General features: G+C 66.6%; 15 protein-coding genes. 3 read left to right on the top strand and 12 right to left on the bottom strand.

Features of this window, described 5'->3' with window-relative positions; translation table 11 throughout:
* Nucleotides 1-83: 83 nt before the first annotated feature.
* The 4 genes from EAH68_RS03245 to EAH68_RS03230 form a co-directional block, all read right to left on the bottom strand.
* Nucleotides 84-1607: an MFS transporter gene (locus tag EAH68_RS03245; protein ID WP_126119887.1), complete on the bottom strand. Its 1524-nt coding sequence runs from the start codon at nt 1605-1607 to the stop codon at nt 84-86.
* Between the two features lie 113 nt (nt 1608-1720).
* The gene (locus EAH68_RS03240) at nt 1721-3196 is read right to left on the bottom strand and encodes an MFS transporter (protein WP_126119886.1); all 1476 of its coding nucleotides are present in this window, start codon (nt 3194-3196) and stop codon (nt 1721-1723) included.
* A 2-nt stretch (nt 3197-3198) separates the two neighbouring features.
* Complete coding sequence (locus EAH68_RS03235; RefSeq protein ID WP_126119885.1) at nt 3199-4428, bottom strand: amidohydrolase; 1230 nt, start codon at nt 4426-4428, stop codon at nt 3199-3201.
* Between the two features lie 178 nt (nt 4429-4606).
* Nucleotides 4607-5974, bottom strand: a complete 1368-nt coding sequence (locus tag EAH68_RS03230) for an FAD-dependent oxidoreductase (protein WP_126119884.1) — start codon at nt 5972-5974, stop codon at nt 4607-4609.
* A 480-nt stretch (nt 5975-6454) separates the two neighbouring features.
* Between EAH68_RS03230 and pta the strand changes: the two genes are divergently transcribed.
* The 3 genes from pta (at nt 6455) to EAH68_RS03215 (ending at nt 9689) form a co-directional block, all read left to right on the top strand.
* On the top strand, nt 6455-7828 hold the full coding sequence (gene pta, locus EAH68_RS03225; RefSeq protein WP_126119883.1) for a phosphate acetyltransferase: 1374 nt from the start codon (nt 6455-6457) through the stop codon (nt 7826-7828).
* Nucleotides 7829-9034, top strand: a complete 1206-nt coding sequence (locus EAH68_RS03220) for an acetate kinase (RefSeq protein ID WP_126119882.1) — start codon at nt 7829-7831, stop codon at nt 9032-9034.
* Between the two features lie 196 nt (nt 9035-9230).
* Nucleotides 9231-9689 carry a DUF4383 domain-containing protein gene (locus tag EAH68_RS03215; RefSeq protein ID WP_126119881.1) on the top strand — a complete coding sequence of 153 codons (459 nt, stop codon included), beginning with the start codon at nt 9231-9233 and terminating at the stop codon, nt 9687-9689.
* Between the two features lie 77 nt (nt 9690-9766).
* Here EAH68_RS03215 and EAH68_RS03210 read toward each other — a convergent pair whose 3' ends face one another.
* The 8 genes from EAH68_RS03210 to EAH68_RS03175 form a co-directional block, all read right to left on the bottom strand.
* Complete coding sequence (locus tag EAH68_RS03210) at nt 9767-11791, bottom strand: acetoacetate--CoA ligase (protein ID WP_126119880.1); 2025 nt, start codon at nt 11789-11791, stop codon at nt 9767-9769.
* A 59-nt stretch (nt 11792-11850) separates the two neighbouring features.
* On the bottom strand, nt 11851-13212 hold the full coding sequence (locus tag EAH68_RS03205; protein WP_126119879.1) for an MFS transporter: 1362 nt from the start codon (nt 13210-13212) through the stop codon (nt 11851-11853).
* A gap of 231 nt (nt 13213-13443) precedes the next feature.
* A complete protein-coding gene (locus tag EAH68_RS03200) occupies nt 13444-14244 on the bottom strand; it encodes an IclR family transcriptional regulator (RefSeq protein ID WP_126119878.1) in 801 nt (266 codons plus the stop codon).
* A 21-nt stretch (nt 14245-14265) separates the two neighbouring features.
* On the bottom strand, nt 14266-15147 hold the full coding sequence (locus EAH68_RS03195) for an amidohydrolase family protein (RefSeq protein WP_126119877.1): 882 nt from the start codon (nt 15145-15147) through the stop codon (nt 14266-14268).
* A 207-nt stretch (nt 15148-15354) separates the two neighbouring features.
* Entirely contained in the window at nt 15355-16527 is a 1173-nt protein-coding gene (locus EAH68_RS03190) for an NAD(P)-dependent malic enzyme (RefSeq protein ID WP_126119876.1), read from the bottom strand.
* Nucleotides 16528-16705: 178 nt separating this feature from the next.
* Nucleotides 16706-19141 carry a serine/threonine protein kinase gene (locus EAH68_RS03185; RefSeq protein WP_126119875.1) on the bottom strand — a complete coding sequence of 812 codons (2436 nt, stop codon included), beginning with the start codon at nt 19139-19141 and terminating at the stop codon, nt 16706-16708.
* The gene (locus tag EAH68_RS03180) at nt 19138-20172 is read right to left on the bottom strand and encodes a transporter substrate-binding domain-containing protein (RefSeq protein ID WP_126119874.1); all 1035 of its coding nucleotides are present in this window, start codon (nt 20170-20172) and stop codon (nt 19138-19140) included. Before EAH68_RS03180 ends, EAH68_RS03185 begins: the two co-directional genes overlap by 4 nt.
* Complete coding sequence (locus EAH68_RS03175; protein ID WP_241228268.1) at nt 20172-21776, bottom strand: GlnX family signal transduction membrane protein; 1605 nt, start codon at nt 21774-21776, stop codon at nt 20172-20174. Before EAH68_RS03175 ends, EAH68_RS03180 begins: the two co-directional genes overlap by 1 nt.
* Nucleotides 21777-21809: the final 33 nt, after the last annotated feature.

Below are 21809 nucleotides of genomic sequence, written 5' to 3'. Positions count from 1 at the left end.
GGCCAGACCCACTGTGTGCCGGAGCCCCTCGCACCCGTGGTCGAGTGGCTGCACAGTGCCCTGGGTGCCCTGAACATCCGCATCTAGCGTGACACTGAGCCCTTCTCTGGGTAGGGCTCGATGACCATGGTGTCCGCGGGTCGCTTCTGGGGTGGCACGATGACCAGGATCGCCACCAGGGCGATCAGCGCCAGGACAGCATTGAAGGCGATACCGACCATGCCGGCCTCACGCAGGGCGACGTTGTCCTGCCGGCCGATGAAATCGATGACCTCAGCAAGCCAGGGCACACCGTTGTCCTGCAGGGCGGTGAAGATCGAGGTGGAGCCTGCCAGCCCGAAGGCCGCCCCCAGGGAAGAGGCCATCTTGAACAGGCCGGCACCGGAGCCGGCGTATTCTTCTGGCAGGGAGGAGAGCGCCGTGTCCGTGGCCGGGGTGGCGAAGAACGCCAGGCCGAGACCGAAGAGGGAGAACCCGATCGCGGCGAGCACAATGTACGCCGTCGCGTAGAGGTTGGTGAAACCCAGCAACACGATGGCCGCGAACATGGTGGCCGCGCCGAAGGCCATCGGCTTGCGGGGGCCCATCTTCTGCAGCAGCTTTTCACCGACGCGGATGAAAGCGATGACACACACCGCGTAGCCCAGCGTGGCGTACCCGGCGCTGGTGGGGGAGAGCCCCCCGGCGAACTGCAGCATCCACAGCGCGACGGTCATGACGCCGATGCACGAGTTCATGAGGAAATTCGCCAGCACCGCCCCTGAGAAGGAGCGGCTGCGGAAGAGCCGGAAATCGATGAATGCGTTGTTGTTCCCGGATTCGACCCGGAAGAAGATGATCAGGGAGATCACGAACACCACCGCCAACGCCAGGACGACCGGGCTGGACCAGCCGAGCAGGGAACCCTGCGTGGCGATGATCTGCGCCGTCAGCAGTGCCACCAGGAAGGAGGCGATGCCGGGGATGTCCAGCTTCCGGGCCAGATCAGCCGCCGGCTTCGACTCGGGGATCGGGCGGATCAGCCACATTGCCAGGATGGAGACGATGGCGCTGAGGACGAACAGCCCGCGCCAGCCGACGGCGGTGCCGGTGAGGAAACCCCCGACGATCGCGGCCAGGCCGGAACCGCCGAAGGTGCCGATCGACCACATGGACACCGCACGCTGGCGGTCCGCGCCGATCCAGTAGGTCTTCACCAGGGCGAGGGAGGTCGGCATGATGAAGGCCGCGGACAGACCCTGCAGGGCACGGCCCCCGAGCATCATGGGGGCAGCGAGCCCGCCGGAGGCTCCGCCCACCAGCAGTGCGCCGACGATGTTGATCACCAGGCCGATGTAGAGGAATTTCATCCTGCCCATGCGGTCAGCGAAGCCGCCTGCGACGACGACGAACATGCCGGCGAACAGCGCAGCCAGGGAGATGGCCGTGTTCATGGTGGGCTGCGGCAGGCCGGCGTCCGTGGCCATGACGGGGCCGATGTTGAGTGCGGACTGGGCGAACAACCAGAAGGTCAGGACGGCGAGGACGAGGCCCGTCAGGGTGCGGTTGGAACCGGCGAATGTGTTGTCCGCCCCGGCGGGGCCGACGGCTGTGGTGGACGTTGACATGGTCATTCCTTAGAGGTTCTCGGAGCAGGCTTACCGGGGGTCGGAGAGAACAACGGCCGCTGGCGGGGGATGTGGTTCCCTCGGCAGCGGCCCTGTCCGGAATGCGGTGGCGCCTACGTCTCGGCCTCCGCCTTCTTCCCCTTGGGGATGAAGAAGGTGATGGAGATCAGGGCGGCGATCGCCATGAGGGCGTTGAACGCCAGGCCGACGAAGCCGGCCTCACGGACGGCCACGTTGTCCTGGCGGCCGGAGAATTCGATCGCTGTGCCCACGATGTCGAGGCCGGAGGTCTCGAGCGCGGTGAAGATGGCCGCGGATGCGGCGACACCGAACGCGGCGCCGAGCGAGGAGGCCATCTTGTAGATGCCGGAGCCTGCGCCGACCTGGTCATCAGGCAGGTTGGACAGTGCGGCGTCGGTGGAGGGGGTGGCGTAGAAGGCCAGTCCCAGACCGAACAACGAGTACGCCACGGCTGCGAGGGCCATGTATGTGCTCTGCATGGTGTTGGTGGCCATGAGCAGCGCGATGGAGACCAGCACGATGACGGTGCCCCAGATCATCGGTTTGCGGGGACCGAACTTCTGCAGCAGCTTCTCACCGACACGGATGAAGCCGATGATGAAGATCGCGTAGCCGATGGTGAGGTAACCCGCGGTGGCGGCGGACATGTTGCCCGCGCCCTGCAGGATCCACAGGGAGACGGTGAGGGCGCCGGCGGTGCCGTTGATGAGAAAGTTCGAGATCGTCGCACCGGTGAAGACGCTGTTCCTGAACAGGGCGAAGTCCACGAAGGGGGCGCCGGTGTTCTTCTCCTGGTTGACGAAGACACCGAAGGAGACCAGGAAGACGGCCAGGAGGGCCCAGGTGATCCAGTGGGTCCACCCGATCGAGGAACCCTGGGTGACGACGATGAGCAGGGCGGCCAGCGCGATCGCCAGGGTGATGATGCCGGTCCAGTCAGTGCGGCCCGGTTTGCCCGCACCCGGGGCAGCCTCCGGGATCTGGCGCATGAGGATGATCGACAGGACGGAGACGATGGCGCTGATGATGAAGATCGAGCGCCAGCCAAGGGCGGTGGAGGCCATGAAGCCGCCGAAGAGGGCGGTCAGGCCAGAGCCACCCCAGGAGCCGATCGACCACATGGACACCGCGCGCTGGCGGGCGGGACCGTCCCAGTAGACCTTGAGCAGCGCCATGGTGGACGGCATGATCGCGCCGGCCGACAGGCCCTGGAGGATACGGCCGAGCAGGACCATGGCGGAGGAGGCGTCGCCGAAGGCGAAGGCGATGAACAGGGATCCCACGATGCCGAAGATGTTGCCCAGCAGGGCGATCCTCATCAGACCGAAGCGGTCGCCGAAGCCGCCGAACATGACGATGAACATGCCGGAGAACAGCGCGGACAGGGAGATCGCGATGTTCATCACCTCCATCGGCATGCCGATGTCGTCGGCCATGAGGGGGCCGATGTTCATTGTCGTCTGGGCGAAGAGCCAGAAGGTGATGACGGCGAGGACGATGCCCAGCAGGGCGGAGTCGGTGCCCTGGAAGGTGGTCTTCCCGGCGGTGGGAGTGGAGGTGGTGGTCATGCTCAGTTCTCCTTCATGAGCCACGGGGAGGCGGCGACGATGATGGCTTCGGCACCACGGTCGAGCGTGGGCTGGATGTCAGGGGCGAAGAAGGGGGAGTGGTTGCCGGGGGCGGAGGTGTGGTCTGCGAAGCCACCGAGCCCCCAGAAGGTGTACGGGACGCCGAGGGCGTCCGGGATGACGGAGAAGTCCTCGGAGGCGGGCACCAGATCCATTTCCACGGAGTCGTCCCCGAAGTAACCGTCGAAGGCGGCGGCGACCGTGTCGGTCACGTCGTCGTCGTTGAGGGTCAGCGGGTAGACGTCGAAATACTCGAAATCCGGCTCCTGCGGGCTGCGGGCGGCTTCGCACTCCGCCCTGACGATCCGCTCGATGGCCTCGTGCAGGGAGGCGCTGACCTCGGCGTTGTAGGCGCGGGTGTTCAGCAGCATGGTGGCGGAGTCCGGGATGATGTTGGACTTTGTACCGGAGTGGAAGGAGCCGACGGTGACCACCGCGATCTCCTTGGGGGCGATCTCGCGGGAGACGATGGTCTGCAGGCGGGTGATGATCGCCGCACCGAGGACGGTCGGGTCGACGCCCAGGTTCGGCATCGCGCCGTGGGAGCCCTTGCCGTAGATGGTGATCCTGATCGAGGCGGCCTGGGAGAAGAGCGCGCCCCGACGGGTGCCGACGGAGCCGCCCGGAATCACGCCGAGGACGTGCTGGCCCAGGTAGACGTCGGGTATGGGCATCTTGGTTGCGATGCCGTTGTCCACCATGTCGCGGGCACCGGCGGCGGTTTCCTCGGCAGGCTGGAAGACGCCGACGAAGGTGCCGGACCAGCTGTCGCGGGTGGCGTTCAGGGCCTCGAGGGCGCCGAGCAGAGAGATGATGTGCACGTCGTGGCCGCAGGAGTGGGCCACGGGTGTCTCCACGCCGGTGTTCTCGTCGACCTGGGTGACCCCTTCAGCGGAGTACTCCTTGCCGGACAGTTCCGCCATGGGCAGGCCGTCGATGTCGGCGCGCATGGCCACCACGGGGCCGTCACCGTTGCGGAGGACAGCCGTCAGGCCGGTGCGCCCCACCTGGTTGACCTCGTTGACGCCGATGCGCTCGAGTTCCTCACGGATCTTCTCCGCGGTCCTGAACTCCTGAAGGGAGAGCTCAGGCATCCGGTGAAACACTTTGTACAGCTCTTCACGGGCACTTCTGGTGGTGTCAAGGTGGGAAACGATCTTGTGAATCGTCATTTCTGCTCCAATTCCAGCCGAATCGAGTCGGAGACTTCACTCGGCTATTGAAAACCAGTGTGTTTTGAGTTGTGAGTTTCATCTCGGAAACAGGAAGGTACTGACGTTAAGAGGTCTATCACCAAAACACCCCGCACGCAGAGCGTGCGGGGTGGGGACGGGGCAGGGGGGAGGAGTCCTAGATTTCGTATTCCGGGTGCGAGGAGACCACCATTTCGTCCCATTCGACGATCTTCTTGCGTTCGCGTCCCTCAGCCTCGCCCAGGGAACGCTCGGCGGCGTCGAGGTTGTGCCAGCCCTCCCAGGTGGTCACGGCGATGCCGCGGGCCTCGAGGAGCTCGGTGACGGCCGCGGGCTCAGGATGGGCCGGAGCAGAGAGACGACCGGAGGTGAAGTCCTCCAGCAGCATGGTGGTGGTGTCCTTCGCATCGGATTTGGTGTTGCCGATCAGGCCCACCGGGCCGCGCTTGATCCAACCGGTGGCGTAGAGGCCACGGACAGCCTCCCCGGTCTCCGGGTCGAGGACCCGACCGCCGTCGTTGGGGATGACGGCCCGCTCGGCATCGAAGGGCACACCGTCAACGGCCTCGGAGCGGTAGCCGACGGCGCGGTAGACGGACTGCAGATCCCAGGTGGTGAACCTGCCGGTGCCCCGGACCTGGCCGGTGCCGTCCAGCTCGGTGCGTTCGGTCTTCAGGCCGACCACACGGCCGTCCTCGCCGAGGATCTCCACCGGAGACTCGAAGAAGTGCAGGTAGAGCTTATTGGGGGCACCCTTCGGCTCCCGGATGGCGTAGCCCTCCAGGGTCTGGCACACCAGGTCCACGGACTTGGACTCGCGGCGAGCGGCCTCGGAGGCCTCGTCGTAGTCGATGTCCTCCGGGACGACGATAACCTCGATGTTCTCGGAGTGGTCGAGCTCCTTGAGCTCCAGTGGGGTGAATTTGGCCTGGGCGGGGCCGCGGCGGCCGAATACGTGGACCTCCTTGACTGAGCTGCGGGCCAGATTGTCGTAGACGTTGTCCGGGATCTCGGTCACCAGCAGCTCGTCGGCGGTCTTGGCCAGGATGCGGGCGATGTCGAGGGCGACGTTGCCCACACCGATCACGCCGACCCGCTCGGCGTTGAGGTCCCAGTCGCGGGAGAAGTCGGGGTTGCCGTCGTAGAAACCGACGAATTCACCGGCGCCGTGGAAGCCCGCCAGCTCGGATCCCCGGATACGCAGCTCCCGGTCGCCGGTGGCACCGGTGGAGAAGATGATGGCGTCGTAGTAATCGCGCATCTCTTCGACGGTGAGATCCTTGCCGATCTCGATGTTGCCGAGCAGACGGATCTCCGGCTTCTCCAGGACCGAATGCAGAGAGCGGACGATGCCCTTGATGCGCGGGTGGTCGGGGGCGACGCCATAGCGGATGAGTCCGAAGGGAGCGGGCATGCGCTCGAAGAGGTCGATGGTCACGTCCTCCCCGGACTTCACGAGCAGATCCGAGGCATAGATACCGGCCGGGCCAGCTCCGACGACAGCGACGCGCAGGGGTCGGGACATGATGGTGTGACATCCTTTGACGTTCGGGAACAGGGTGTTTCTCCGTTCCATACTACTGGCCTGCCCCGGAGGCCATGAATTCTGGGGCGGGGGTGACCATCGGGGTGGTCCGGGGCGATGCCGATCAGGGGGATTCGCGGAAATTCGCAGCCTTGTTGAGGTTCACCGGTGGCATTTTCGGGCCCCTGACCGCCAGGTGCAGACAGGATTCCCACACTGAGCGCCGCTTGGAGAAAGGGTCCCCTTCCTGCACCTTTGACCTGGTGTTATTCTTGTTTATCCCCGTTCTGTCGAGGCGGTTCAGGTGCTTCCTGGCCGGGTGTCAGGTTGTGGAGTGTCTGGTTATGTCGTGTTAATTCTGAAAATTCCTGGCTTTACAGGTGTGGCGGAGCTGACATTCGTTATAGAATGGCGACCGATCCCACAGGGCGGCGTGTTGTGCACTACCGGACACCCCGCTCAGCGACAGAAAGGTTATGCATGTCTGACCCTCGATCAGCACTGCTCAGCGTCGTCAACCGGAATTTCGACGGTGTCGACGTTGACGGCCTCGCTGCTTCCCTCGGCCTCAGTGTGCGCCGTCTGGACGACTACGAGCTGAAGATCGGCCCCATCTACGCCGCCAGCCTCGTCAACGAGGAGCCGGTACTGGTCGTCGGTACGGGCAACCTGCACTTCGATTCCGAGGTCGCCGCCGCCATAGGTCTGCCGATCATCCTGCTCACCGACGCCAGGGGGCGTCATGTGCAGCTGGCTGAGCGCCACGCGAAGGAGCTCCAGGCCGTCATTGCGACCGCTGTCACCGAGGATGGGCTGCGCGATGTGCTCAAGCTCCGGGAGGCACTCAAGGTCGAGGTCCACCCCGTCATGTCCCCGCCGGTCTTCGAGACCTGGCTGCTGCAGCGGGCGCGGAAGTCGAAGTCGCACATCGTGCTGCCCGAGGGTGAGGACGACCGCATCCTGCTCGCCGCCGGTGAGCTGCTTGAACAGGAGGTCGTCGACCTGACCATCCTGGGTGACCCGGCGGAGATCGGGAACCGCGCCGAGGAGCTCGGCATTGACCTGTCCGACGCGCACATCATCAACCACCTCACCTCCCCGCTGCTGGAGGAGTTCGCGGCGGAATTCGTCGAGCTGCGCAAGGCCAAGGGCGTGACCTTCGAGCAGGCCTGCGAGACGATGCGGGACATCTCCTACTTCGGGACGATGATGGTGCACCGCGGCCTGGCCGACGGCATGGTCTCCGGCGCGGCCAACACCACCGCCCACACCATCAAGCCCTCCTTCCAGATCATCAGGACCACCCCGGATGCCTCCGTGGTCTCCTCGATCTTCCTCATGGTCTTCCGGGGCCACGTGTGGGCCTTCGGCGACTGTGCGGTCAACCCGAACCCGACCGCGGAACAGCTCGGTGAGATCGCCGTGGTCTCCGCCAAGACCGCCGCCCAGTTCGGCATCGACCCGCGGGTGGCCATGCTCTCCTACTCCACCGGCGCCTCCGGCTCCGGTCCCGACGTCGACCGCGCCATTGAGGCCCTCCACGCCGCCAAGCGCATCGACCCTGAACTCAAGGTCGACGGCCCGCTGCAGTTCGACGCCGCCGTGGATCCGGGAGTTGCCCGGAAGAAGATGCCCGACTCCGATGTCGCCGGCCACGCCAACGTCTTCGTGTTCCCTGACCTCGAGGCCGGCAACATCGGCTACAAGACCGCCCAGCGTACCGGTGGCGCCCTGGCCATCGGCCCGATCCTGCAGGGCCTGAACAAGCCCGTCAACGACCTGTCCCGCGGCGCCACCGTCCCCGACATCGTCAACACCGTAGCTATCACCGCCATCCAGGCCGGAGGAGAATAAATGTCCTACGCACTCGTCCTGAACTCCGGGTCATCATCCATCAAGTTCCAGGTCCTTGATCCCGCCGCCGACGCCTCCGATGAGCCCCTCGTCTCCGGCCTCGTTGAGCAGATCGGTGAGTCCTCAGGCAAAATTGTGATCAAGATCCGCGGGGAGAAGATCACCGTTGAGCAGCCCATCCCGGATCACTCCGCCGGTCTGCAGAAGTCCTTCGAGATCATGTCCGAGCACGGCGTCGGCCCGAGGGACCTTGATCTCACCGCCGTCGGCCACCGCGTCGTCCACGGAGGCAAGGTCTTCTCCCAGCCGGAGATCATCAACGACCAGGTCGTGGAGATGATCCGTGACCTCATTCCGCTGGCGCCGCTGCATAACCCGGCCAACGTCGACGGCATCGAGGTCGCCCGCGATATCCTGCCGAACATCCCGCACGTCGCTGTCTTCGACACCGGCTTCTTCGCGGACCTGCCGCCCGCAGCCGCTCTCTACGCCATCAACGCGGCGGTCGCCGGCGAGAACGGCGTGCGCCGTTACGGCTTCCACGGCACCTCCCACGAGTTCATCTCACAGCAGGTGCCCTCGCTGCTGGGCAAGGATCCCTCCGACGTCAACCAGATCGTGCTGCACCTGGGCAACGGTGCCTCCGTCTCCGCAGTCAAGGGTGGCCACGCCATCGACACCTCCATGGGCATGACCCCGCTGGCTGGTCTGGTCATGGGTACCCGCTGCGGTGATATCGACCCGGGCATCATCTTCCACCTGTACCGCACCGCCGGTCTCAGCATCGACGAGATCGACACCCTGCTGAACAAGAAGTCCGGCATCAAGGGGCTGTCGGGAGTCAACGACTTCCGCGAGCTGCGCCAGATGATCGAGAACGGTGACACCGACGCCTGGTCCGCCTACAACATCTACATCCACCAGCTGCGCCGCTACATCGGCTCCTACATGATCGCCCTCGGCCGCGTTGACGCGATCACCTTCACCGCTGGTGTCGGCGAGAACGCCAAGTTCGTCCGCGAGGACGCCCTGGCCGGTCTGGAGATGTACGGCATCCGGATCGACCCGGAGCGCAACGACCTGCCCAACGACGGTCCGCGGGAGATCTCCACGGAGGATTCCGCGGTCAAGGTCTTCGTCGTGCCCACCAATGAGGAGTTGGCCATCGCGCAGAAGGCCACGGCCCTCGCTGTCGCCCAGGTCTAGTTGTCCCGGCGTGACCCGGAATGCCCCGGATCCCCTGCGGATTCGGGGCAAATTGCATCGTTCCTGTGATGCTTATGGGACCTGAGTGGCTGTTGTGACACCTGATGTGTTGTTAGCCTGAAGGTACCGCGGTAGTGACGCTGGAGGCGCGCGAGAGAGTTCGACTCCGCGGACGGCCGAGAAGAAAGGTGCCGCAATGACAACCACAGACCGGTCCACCACACGCACCGGGCGCACACCAGTCCAGATCGTCGCACTGCTCTACGGAGCGGTATTCCTCCTCGTCGGTGTCGCGGGGTTCATCCCCGGCCTGACCCAGAACGTGGGGGATCTGCAGCTCGCGGGCCACGAGGGCCATGCGATGCTGCTGGGTATCTTCCACGTCTCCATCCTGCACAACGTCGTCCACCTGCTCTACGGTGTCGCCGGCGTCGCCCTGGCCCGCACGCCGGGCTCCGCCCGCCAGTACCTGCTGTGGGGTGGCGTGGTTTATCTCCTCCTTGCCCTCTACGGCGTGTTCATCGACTACGACTCGGCCGCCAACTTCGTCCCGCTCAGTGACGCCAACAACTGGCTGCACCTGGGGCTGGGCTTAACGATGGTGGCCCTGTCCTTCCTGCCCCGCCCTACGGTGGATGGGGAGGTGAGGGTCTGAACCCTGCCCCGACAACGACACCGGCCTCCCGGATCCGCATGGATCCGGGAGGCCGGTTGCCTGGTCGGTCAGGTAGGTCAGGACCTGCGGGCGGCCGCGAAATCCCGGAACCAGTCCAGGGCCTCGGGGTTGCGCACCGAGTCCCGGTTGACGGGCTTTCCACCGGGGCGGGTGCTGAACATCCGCTTGAGCGGGACCTCCAGGCGCTTCATCGTATGGGTCACCGGGATGGCCGGGGCCTCGATGATCTCGTCGGGGACGTGGCGGGCGCTGGCACGGCTGCGCAGGGTCGCGCAGATGTGGTCGCGCAGGGCGTCGTCAAGCACGGCACCCTCGGCGAGGACGACGAACAGCGGCATCCAGTAGCCGCCGCCCTCCTGCTCGAGGCCGAGGACCAGGCAGTCCTCCAGCTGGGGGATGTCCTGCAGGGCGTCGTAGATGTCAGAGGGGCCGATGCGCACGCCCTGGCGGTTCAGGGTGGCGTCGGCGCGGCCGTGGACCATGTAGCGGCCTTCCGGGGTGCGGGTGATCCAGTCACCGTGCATCCACACGCCGGGGGCGGCGGTGAAATAGGAGGAGTGGTAGCGCTCACCGGTCTCGTCGCCCCAGAGGAACAACGGCATGGAGGGCAGGGGGCGGGTCACGGCCATCTCGCCGACCTCGTTGATCAGCGGCTGACCGTTGTCGTCGTGGGCCTCGGCAGCCACGCCGAGCAGTGGGCCCTGCAGGTAGCCCAGGTGCACCGGTTCCATGGGGTTGGAGCCGAGGAAGCCGCCGCAGATGTCGGTGCCGCCGGAGTCGGAGCCGAGGTGGAGATCCTCCTTGACGGCCTCGTGCACCCACAGCCAGGTGCTCGGCGGCAGCGGGGAGCCGGTGGACAGGATCGCCCGCAGGGCGGACAGGTCGCGGCCGTGGCGGGGGTCCAGCCCCGACTTCTCCACCATGGACAGGTAAGCCGCGCCGGTGGCGAACTGGGTGACCTTCAGGTCGGAGAGGATCTGGAAGTGGTGGTCCTTGCCCGTCACCTTCGGCGAACCCGCGTAGGTGACGATGCTCGCGCCCGCCAGCAGGTTCTGGCTGAGCGTGTTCCACACCATCCAGGAGGTGTTCGCCGCGACGTAGTAGACGTCACCCGGACCCATGTCCTGGTGGAGCGCGATGCCCTTGAGTCCGTCGAGGACCATGCCGCCATGGCCGTGGATGATGCCCTTGGGGTCGCCGGTGGTGCCGGAGGAGAACAGGATCCACAGCGGGGCCGCGAAGGGCACCCGGTCGTAGGTGGCCGGCACCTGCTTATCGACGGCCGTGTCAAAGGCCACGCGCGCACGCCCCCCGCGTCCTTCTCCGGCGGGTGCCTGCGGATCCAGGGTGCGCACGAGGACGGTGGCGGTGAGGGAAGGGAGGTTCTCCTCGATCTCGACGGTGTGGCTGCCCCGCTCGATTTCCTTCCCACCGAAGACGTAGCCGTCGCAGGCGAAGAGCACCTTCGGCTCCAGCTGCCGGACCCGGCGCACGCTCGCCTCGGCCGACAGGTCAGGGGAGTTGATGGTCCACACCGCGCCGATGGAGGCTGCGGCCAACAGGCCGATCACCGCCTCCGGGATGTTGGGCAGGACCGCGGCCACCCGGTCGCCGCGGCCGACGCCGAGTTCCCGCAGAGTCTGGGCCAGAGCGGAGACCTGTGACTCCAGCTGTGCCCAGGTGATCTCCGTGCGGCTGCCGTCCTCCTCGACCCGCAGGATGGCGGCCACATCGCGCAGAGCCGGGTCAGCGGCGTGGCGCAGGACGTTCTCCGCGAAGTTGAGCTGTGCCCCCGGGTACCAGGTGGCGGAGGGCATCGTGTCGTCCGTGATCACCGGACTGGTGTCGAGGCCGTCGCCGAGGACGTCGAAGAACTCCGGGATGGCCCGCCAGAATTCCGCGGTCTCCGTGACCGACCAGTCCCACAGGGCACGGAAGTCCGGGAGCTGGCGGTTGAAGCGCTGCTCTGACCACCGGGCGAAGTGGCCCATGCGGCAGTTGTCAAGCTGCTCCTGGGTGGGGCGCCACGTGACGGGGGCTGGGGGCTGGGTGGTCGGCGCGGTGATGATGGCGGTGGACATGGTTTCTCCTCCGGGGTGGTTCTGTACTCGGGGTGGGGCTGGGTGGTGCGGGATCAGGATCAGTCGGCCATGGTGGCGGTGCCGCGACCCAGCAACAGGGAGAGGGCGGCCAGGCCGGCGATGGCGAGCGGCACGGCGAAGGCGATGAAGACGCGTTCGGGGGCGATGCCGGTGGCCAGGATGTAGCCGACGATGATCGGGGCGGCGACCGAGACCAGGCGGCCCAGGCCGATCATCCAGCCGATGCCGGTGGCACGGGAGCGGGCGGAGTAGACGGTGGGGGCGACCGCGTAGAAACCGGCGATCGCGGCGGTGGTCAGCATGCCCAGTAGGAAGCCGACACCGATGGCGACCGTGACGATATTGAAGATCACGCCGAAGAGGACGTAGGTTCCGGCAGCGGCGAACAGGGTGAGGAAGAGCAGGCGGCGACCGCTGAAGCGGGTGGCCAGGCCGGCGAAGATGAAGCAGCCCAGTACGCCGCCGAGGTTGGCCCCGATGCCCATGGTGGTGCCCAGCTGCGGGTCACCGGAGACGGTGGTCAGGATCGTCGGGATCCAGGTGTTGGCGAAGTAGTAGGAGGCGACGAGCAGGCCGTAACCGATCCACAGTGCCAGGGTCAGGCGCAGTGCGGGCGGGGTGAGGACCTCGCGGAAGGTGCCCTGCTTCTCAGCGTCGTCCTGCTCGGTCGCGGACGGTGCGGGCAGCTCGGCCAGGGGCTCGCGGTGCATCTTGGCCAGGATGCGGTTGACACGCTCCAGGGCGTTCTTCGGGCGGCGGACCAGCAGGTAGTCGAGAGATTCCGGAAGGAAACGCCAGCTGGCGACCAGTGCCATGACGGCGAGGACGGTGCCGGCGATGAACATGGAGCGCCAGCCGTACTCGGGCATCAGCGGACGGGCAAGGAAACCGGCGATGGTGGCACCGATCGGGTAGCCCGCGGCATAGATGGCGATGGCGGTGGTGCGGCGGGCATCAGATGAGTACTCCGCCACCAGTGCGTTGAGGTTGGCCATCATGCCGCCGATACCGAGGCCGGTGACCACACGCCAGAGAATGAGCATGCCCGCCGTCGGTGCGGTGATGGTCAGCGCCATGCCGATGACGATGAGCACGAGCATGGCCAGGGTCAGCGGGCGGCGGCCCATGCGGTCGGCCAGGGGGGTGAGGACGATGGAGCCGATCGCCATGCCGAAGAGGCTGCCGCTGAGGACGTAACCGAGGATCTCGGGGCTCAGGCCGAGCTGCTCCTGGATCTGCGGGGCGGCGAAGGCCATGATGCCGACCTCGAAGCCGTCGAGGATGATGAGCGCGAGAGCGATGGAGACCGCGGCGATCTGGAAACCGGACATCCGGCCCTGCCGGACTTCGGCGAGAACCTCTTCCGCTCCCCGGACGGGACGCTGCGTGGTGATGGTCATGGGAACCCTTCCGTTGCGGGCCGAATGTGATCCATTCCGCCCAGTGCCTATGGTGTGATCGGAAGCATATGTAGTGCAGATCACTCTGTCAGTACATCGGATTCAGGTTCCGCCTAAGGGAATGCACAACCGGGAAAAGGGGGTGTCCGGGCCTGTTTGCGGGGCTGAAACTGGTCCGGTTTAGCGTAGTTGAGCTGGCCTTTATCGCTGCTACTGTCCTGCATTCCTTAATCAGGAATCTGCGACATGATGGGGTCCGAACACTTCCCCGTGGATCTCCTCGGCTGCCTGCTGCAGGGCGGCCACATAGTCCGGGATGAGCTCCTTCTGGAAGCGCACGCTGGGGATGGCAATGGTCACTGCTGCCACCGGTCGGGCGTCCGGCCCTAGCACCGCGACCCCCACGCCGACCACTCCCTGTTCGGTTTCCTCCACACTCAGGGCGTAACCCTCGCGGCGGACCTGCGTGAGCATCCGCTTGAGCATCCTCATCGTCTGCACCCGACGGGTCGGCCATTCCACCAGTCCCCTCCGGTACACTTCCTCCACCTCCTGGTTGGACATCCGGGCGAGGATCGCCTTGCCCCCGGCGGAGACGAAGGCGGGCATCTCGTCGTCGACCCGCCGCACCACCCGGAGGAGGGTGTTCGGCTCCACCCCCTCTATGAAGCGGATGTTGCCGCCGCGCAACACCATGATCTGCACGGTCTCCTGCACCTTCGCCTGCAGCGCGGTCAGCGGACGGAGGGCCACATCGCGCAGCACGGACTCGGTCACCCGGCCCTGATCGGTGCCCGAGAGTACCGCGCCCATCCGGTAGCGCCGCTCGAAGTCCTGGACGGTGAAGCCGCGCCGGGTCAGCGTGGACAGCAACCGGTGCGCCGTCGAGGCGGCGCTGCCGAGGAACTCGGCGGCCTCCTTCACCGAGATCGAGTCGTGGTCGCGCAGGTACAGCAGGAGCTGCAGTGCGCGGTCGACGGATTCGACGGGGGCGGGCAGGGGGTCCCGTGCGGGCCCGTTCTGCGCGGACATGGTCGGTAGGTCCCTCGTCCCCTAGTTCACGCCGAGGACGCGCAGGGCGTTGCCCTTGAAGATCTTCGGGCGGACCTCATCCTTGATGGGCAGCTCCGCGAAATCCGCCAACCACCGCTCCGGTGCCAGCAGCGGATAGTCCGTGGCGAACAGCAGCTTCTCGGACAGCATGTTCGACGCGAAGCGCACCAGCGACTCCGGGAAGTACTTCGGCCGCCACCCCGACAGGTCGATGAACACATTCGGCTTGTGCACCGCGATCGAGTTCGCCTCGTCCTGCCACGGCACCGACGGGTGCGCCATGATGATCTTCAGCTCAGGCAGCTCAGCGGCGATGTCATCGAGCAGCAGGGGATTGGAGTAGCGCAGCTTGATCCCGCCACCCCCGGGCATCCCGGCGCCGATGCCGTTCTGCCCGGTGTGGAACAGGGCCGGCACCCCGAGCTCGGAGATCTTCTCCCACAGGGGCATGTACTGCTCGTCGGAGGGGTCGAAACCCTGCAGTGAGGGGTGGAACTTCATGCCCCACACCCCCAGCTCCTCGACCTGGCGCACTGCCTCGGTGATCGCATCCCCACCGGTACGCGGGTCGACGCTGCCGAAGGGGATGAGCACATCGTTGTTCCTGGCTGCTGCAGCGACAAGATCATCGATGGAGTTGGGCAGGTGGCCGAGCTGGGTGCGGGCGTCGACGGTGAACATCACCGCAGCCATGTTCAGGCCCCGGTAGAGCTCGGCGATGGCGTCGGCCGAGGGCATGCGGTCCGCACCCTTGAAATAGGCGGCGGAGGCGTCGATGTACTCCTGGGGCATGGAGTGGTGCCCGCAGGTGTCGGTCTCGTAGTGGACGTGCATGTCGATCGCCTCGACGGCGGCGAAATCGATCGCGGACTCATAACGCATGGTGACGGCTCTTTCGGTGTCGTGGATGTGTCCGGGGCCGCGGTTGGGGGGCTGATGTGGTGACGGGCCTGTGCTCCCCTCCATGAGCCCTGCGTCTTCCGCGTCGGCCGGTGTCGGTGGGGCCGGTTGTCCCTGCTCCTGTCCAACTATCTAAGACACTAGATAAACGGGAGGGAGCCCACAACCGTCCCCACCGGAAGGTGGGGGTTACCGGCCCTGCGCCGCCGCCTGGACCGCGGCACTGACAGCCGGGGCCACGCGCGGGTCGAGCGGGGAGGGGACGATGTAACCGGCTTCGAGGTCGTCGGCGGCGATCTCCGCGATGGCGCGGGAGGCGGCCAGCTTCATCTCCATGGTGATGGCGGTGGCGTTGGCGGCCAGCGCTCCGTGGAAGATGCCGGGGAAGGCCAGGACGTTGTTGATCTGGTTCGGCAGGTCACTGCGGCCGGTGGCGACGACGGCGCCGTAACGGCGGGAGAGTTCCGGATCGATCTCCGGGGTCGGGTTGGCCAGCGTGAACAGGATCGGCTCCTCAGCCATCAGCTGCAGGGCCTCCTCGCCGATGTTGCCGCCGGACAGTCCGATGAAGGTGTCGGCACCGGTGAAGGCCTCGTTGATGCCGCCGCTGACACCGCGCGGGTTCGTCTTGGCCGCCAGCTCCTGCTTGACCGGGGTGAGGTCGGTGCGGTCGGCGTGGATGATGCCGCGGGAGTCGAGGACGATGATGTCGCGCACGCCGGCGTCGAGAAGCATGTTCACGGAGGCGACACCGGCGGCGCCGGCCCCGGAGACGACCAGGCGCAGGTCAGCCAGCTCGCGACCGAGGAGACGTGTGGCGTTGCGCAGCGCAGCGAGCAGGACCACGGCGGTGCCGTGCTGGTCATCGTGCATGACCGGGATGTCCAGGCGTTCGATGAGCCTGCGCTCGATCTCGAAGCACCGCGGGGCGGAGATGTCCTCGAGGTTGATGCCGCCGAAGGACGGGGCCAGGGCGGCGATGGTGTCGACCAGCTCGTCGACACCGTGGATGTCCAGCACCAGCGGCACGGCCTTGAGGCCGGCGAAGGCGTTGAAGAGCTGGGCCTTGCCCTCCATCACCGGCAGGGAGGCCTGCGGGCCGATGTTGCCCAGGCCGAGCACGGCGGTGCCGTCGGAGATGACGGCGACGGTGTTGCCCACCCCGGTGTGGGTGCGGGCGACGGCCGGGTCCGCGGCGATGGCCTCGCAGACGGTGGCCACGCCCGGGGTGTAGGCCAGGGAGAGGTCCCGCATGTCCTTGAGGGGGCGGGTGGAGTTGATGGAGAGCTTTCCCCCCTCGTGGGCCGCGAAGATCTCCTCATGACTGAGGGTCTGGACAGTGGAGGGCTTGACTGAGGTCATGTGGTTCGCCTTGAACTTTCATCGTCGGTGCAGAATAAGCAGATAGCGTACATGTGTTAATCAGATTGTTTATTCTGCAAATTCTGCAAAGACGTTTCGATTTTGATGAACAGGAAAGATAATTTTGCTAAGGAAGCATTCACAGTGAATATATGTGCGCCATCACACTCATGGATTCTCAGAACCAGGTCACCGGGCGGACCTGGTTGGCCAGATCCACCAGTGCATAACGGTGTCGGGCGAAAGGGGCCTGGCGGGCCTGCTGCCGCAGTGTGTAGGCCAGGCCGTAACGCAGCCCCCGCTGAGTGAAGGGGTACTCGAACAGGTCATTGGGGGAGGCCGCTGACTCCACCCCGGCATCCCGGAGGAAGTTCAGTCCCGCGGACATCACGGCGATCTTGATCTGCAGGAAACGGGGCTCGTTGGTGGGGATCTCCTCCAGACGGCGTGCCGCCCGCCGGATCCGGGACTCGGTGAGGGTGCCGGAGATCAGCTGGAGGATCGTGGTCAGCTGGGCCATACGGTGGTGTCGTGAGGCCTGCGGAACCCGGTCGAGTGCGGCGACGGCCATCTCGATCTGCCCCTCCGCCATCAACTGCCGGGCCAGACCGAAGGCCGAGGACACCGTCGTCGGGTTCGTCGCCCACACCAGACCGTAGAGGCCGATGGTGTTGAAACGCAGGACAGCCGGATCCTGGGTGATGTGGGTCCACTCCGGATTGAACTCTGCGAAGACCTCGGCGTCGACGGCCTCCAGGTTGGTGCTCAGCAGGGAGGCAGAGCGGGAGACCTTGTCGGGCAGCAGGGCGGCGTGGTGGTGGCCCAGATGCTGGAGGATCAGCTCGTCGACGGCGGCCAACGCCAGCTTGGGGGCGGCCTCGCCGGGCAGGATGTTCAGGACCTCGGCGAAGTGCTGCTGGGCGGGGGCGTAGTCGTCGAGAAGCAGGGCGGTCACGCCCGAGTACCATTGGAAACGCCAGTCATGGCCGAGAGCGTCCTCCAGGGAACTCAGCCACGTGCGGGCCTGGCCGGTGAAACCCAGGTCGAGCATGGCACGCACCACACCCAGGGGGATCTCGGCCGAGTGCTCGTACTCACTGGTTTTCATCGCCTGGCGCAGGGTCTCTAGTGCCTCCTGGGGCTCCGTGTAGGAGGAACCTGAGAGCATGGGGGCACCGACGTCGGTGCGGTCGATCAACGGGGCCGGCAGCGCCGAGACCACCTCAGGGGCGGTGATGCGCACCGTGCGGTCAATGCCGTCGATGAGCTGGTCGGTGCGGAAGACAAGGTGCTTGGTGCCGAAGGTGGTGCGCTGCGGGGAGAACAGGGAGTGCTGCGCCGGGTACTGCATGCCGGAACGCACGGCGATGACCTCCCGCAGGACGCCGTGAAGCTGGGTGGACAGCTCGTCGATGTTCCGGAAGCGCTGGGCCGGGTCCGCGGCGGTGCAGCGCTGCAGCAGCCGGTAGAAACTCAGGTGCTTGCGGAACAGCGGCTCCTCACCCGGGTCGGGGAGGCCAGGCAGGTACACCCCGGAAGCATCCTTCGGCAGGTGCACCGTCAGTGAGGCGAGGGCACGGCCGACGGTGTAGATGTCACTGGCCACCGACGGACCCTGCGCCCCGACCTCCGGGGCCTGGAAACCCTTCGTGCCGTAGATGAAACCGTAGGCCCCGATGCCGGAGACCGCGCCCAGGTCGATGAGCTTGACCTGGTCCTCGGTAACGACGATGTTGTCCGGCTTGAGGTCGTTGTAGACCACCCCGCGGGAGTGGAGGTAGTCGAGGGCGGGCAGGATCTCGATGATGTAGGCCATCGCCAGGTCGAGCGGCAGGACGCCGTTCTCCTGCTCGTTGCGGCGGGCCCGCAGCGAGGGCCCGCCCACGTATTCCATGACGATGAAGCCACCGGGGACACGGGGGTCGTCGATGAAGTTGTAGATCTTCACGATGCCGGGGTGGGTGATGTCCGAGAGGAAGTCGCGTTCGGCTACCGCGGCCCCCTGCTCATCGGAGGACTTCTCCGACTGCAGGCCCTTGAGCACGACGAGCCTGCCGGAGACGAAGTGGTCGTTGGCCAGGTAGATCCACCCCATGCCGCCGTGGGCGATGACCCCGAGAATCTCGTACTGACCTGCCACCATGTCACCGGTTCTCAGCTGCGGGGCGGGCACCCCCTGGGCCTCCGCCTCGGCTGGATCGCGCAGCGCGTCCTCGGGGCGGGTGGGTACGACAAAGGGCAGGTCGACCATGCCGTCGGCGACGGTACGGTCGCCCCGCTCGGCACCGCGCCGCTGCCGGAAGGTCGACAACGCCAGCTGGCGGGCCCGGGCGGAGGTGTCGTCCCGCTTCTGTCCCGCGGTCGGTTCCGTCCCCGGCCCGGCCGCCGCGGCCGTGCCGACGGTGCCGATCGGCGCGGCCGGCCCCGTGACCGTTGCCTGGGTGTGTGCCTCGTGCTGTTCCCGGAGGTGGCCCAGGTCCTCCAGCAGGGCGGAGATGCCGGGATCGATGTCGTCATCCTCGTCGGCGAAAGGATCGAAGTGTACCGCCTGGGTGCCGGCGGGCTCCTCAGGCTCCGGCAGGCCCTCCGGGAATTCGAGGTCGGGGTTGTTCACGGTGTCGTCTCCTGGGAGGCCGGTTCGGGGCGGTAGGACAGGGGCGGGGGCCCGGAGGTGGCGAGGTAGACGGCGAACCACCGGTCGTAGAGCCGCCACCACGTGCCGTCGGAGCGGATCCTCTCGATGGTGGAGTTGACCTGGCGGATCAGGCCGGAGGAGTCGTAGTCCTGGTCCGGGATGGGCATGGCCACCGCATAGGACTCGGAGGCCAGGGACTCTCCGACGATGTTCGTGTACGGGTCCTGGGCGGCGATGCCCGACAGGACGGTGTCGTCCGAGAGGATCGCGTCGGCCTGGTACTGCTGGAGCGCCACGAGGCAGTCCGCCCAGCTGCGGGTCTTGAGGATCCGGGACTGTGGGGCATACATCCGCACCTTCTCCAGGGCGGTGGAGTCCCGGGTGACGCACACGGTGCGGCCCGGCAGCTGGGCCACGCCCTCGATGTCGGAATTGTGCATCACCAGCAGCCGGGAGTCGGTGGTCAGGTAGGGGGAGGAGAAGGCCACCTCCTGCTGCCGCGTGCGGGTGATGGTGGTCGTGCGGATGATCATGTCGACCTCGTGGTTCTGCACCGAGTGGACGCTCGAGGAGGACTCCACGAAGCGGAAGTCAACCCGGTCGGGGTCACCGAAGATGTCGCGGGCGATCTCCCGGGCGAGGTCCACCTCGAAACCCTGCAGCTCACCGCTGACCCCGTCCCGGTAGCTCAGCAGGTTCTGGGACTGGTCGACGCCCACGATGATGCGGCCACGCTCCATGATCCGGGGGATGGTCTCCTCGAGGTCGACCTCCCCCTCGAGGGGACGCAGGGAACCGACCACATCCCAGGTGTTGATCTCGCGCGGTTCCTCCTCTCCGGGCTCCTCCACCAGCACGCCGGCCGGCAGCGGCGGACCGTAGGCGTGCGCAATGGGCCGCGGCGCCTGCGCCGGCTCCGAGGTGGCGGAGGTATCCGACAGATCCAGCGTGGGCAGGGAACAGCCGGCCAGCGCGAGCGTGGCCATGAGCGCGGGGAGGAGGCGGCGCATCACAGGTACTCCTGCAGTCGGGGACGCACGCCGATCCACACCGCGACGATGGCCAGGACGGACAGCAGCAGCACTGCGGTGGAGACGAGCTGGGTGGCGGCTAGGCCGTCGTTGATGAAGGCGCGCATGGAGGAACGGGCATCGGCGATCAGACGGGAGAGCGCCCCGTCGAGCCGGTCGTAGGCTGCCGCGGAGGTGGCGGGGGAACCCGGCACGAGCGTTGTTGCGGTGGCCAGCCGCACCGCCTCGGGGTAGTTGCCGTTGTTCATCGCGTGGGTGAACCGCTCATGGGCCTCTGACCAGTCCGCCAGCGCCGTCCGGGCCTCGACGATCTGGGCCCGGTTGGCTCCCGAGGCGTTGGGGTTGTGCCCCTCCGCCTGCTCGAAATCGTCGAGGGCGACGGTGACGGCCTCGACGGTGGCTCCGAAGGAGACGTTGGAGTCCTCCACCGACTGGCGGCGCACCAGCGCCAGGGTCTCGGAGGTGCGGGCCTGCTGCGCCTGGATCCGGGAGGCGGTCAACGAATCCCAGGGCATGGAAGCCTCCTCGAAGCCGCGGGTACCCGCCTGCCAGGTACCGAAGTTGGAGGCGGAGACCCACACGATCGCTACCAGCATGAGCGCCGTCGCGGTGAGGAAGCCCCGGTTGAGTCTGCGCCGGGTCATCCGCCACAGCAGCCACTGGGCGATGACGAGGAAGAATACGGCCGCGAGCAGACCGGACAGGGGCACCCACTGCGGCCGGGTGAGGTCGCTCTGCTGGTTGCGGACCTCACTGGAGGTGAGCGTGAACAGGCGGGCGGCGGCCGGCAGGATCTCATCGCGCATCAGGGAGGAGGCCTCTGCCATGTATGCCACGGCGACCGGATTGCCCAGACGGTTGTTGGTCCGCGCCGTCTCCACCAGACCGGTGTATACGGGGATCTGCCGTTCGATGTCCGCGATGAGCTGGAGGGTGTTGCGGTCGGAGAAGGAGATGCCGGCGGCTGTCTCCGTCGCGGAGAGCATCGCCCGGTCGATGGCGGCGTTGTAGCGGGCCCGGGTGCCGGCGGACTCCACGCCTGCCTGCACGAAACCGGTGGTGGCGATCGTGTCCGCCAGCGACAGCGAGGTGTAGAGGTTGTGCGCCGCGTAGCTCATGGGCTCCGTGGTGGTGAGCAGGACGTCAAGCTCCGACTGGCGTTGCGAGGAGGACTGGGACATCGAGTAGCCGGCCGCGAAGATCGCCATCGAGAGCACGACGGTGATGCCCACCAGCTTGCCGGGGGTGGTGACCAGGAAGGCGAAGACACGGCGGAACCACAGGTAGGGCACCGTGAAGGTGTCCATGACGCGGGAGGTCATACCGCGGCGGTGCTGCTCATCGCCGGAGGTGACCTCGTCCAGCCAGTGGTCCCGGGTGTCCTCGGGGACGTCCGCCCCGTCATCCTCGACGACGGCCTTCCGGTCGGAACGGGAGGCCCCGGCGACGCGCTCGCGCAGGCGTGTTCGACGGTAGTGCAGCAACGTGCCCGCCGGGCCAGAGAGAACTCCCCCCGTGGCACGCTCAGATCCGACCCCTCTGTCTGGCTGCTCTGGATCGGGGGTCTCCGTCGCGCCGGTCATTACCACATGATAACCCGCCTGGTGTGTCCTGCG

Origin of the sequence: Corynebacterium hylobatis, assembly GCF_003955685.1 — a bacterium.
Taxonomy (GTDB): Bacteria; Actinomycetota; Actinomycetes; order Mycobacteriales; family Mycobacteriaceae; genus Corynebacterium; species Corynebacterium hylobatis.
This window is presented reverse-complemented; position numbering and strand designations above follow the sequence as displayed.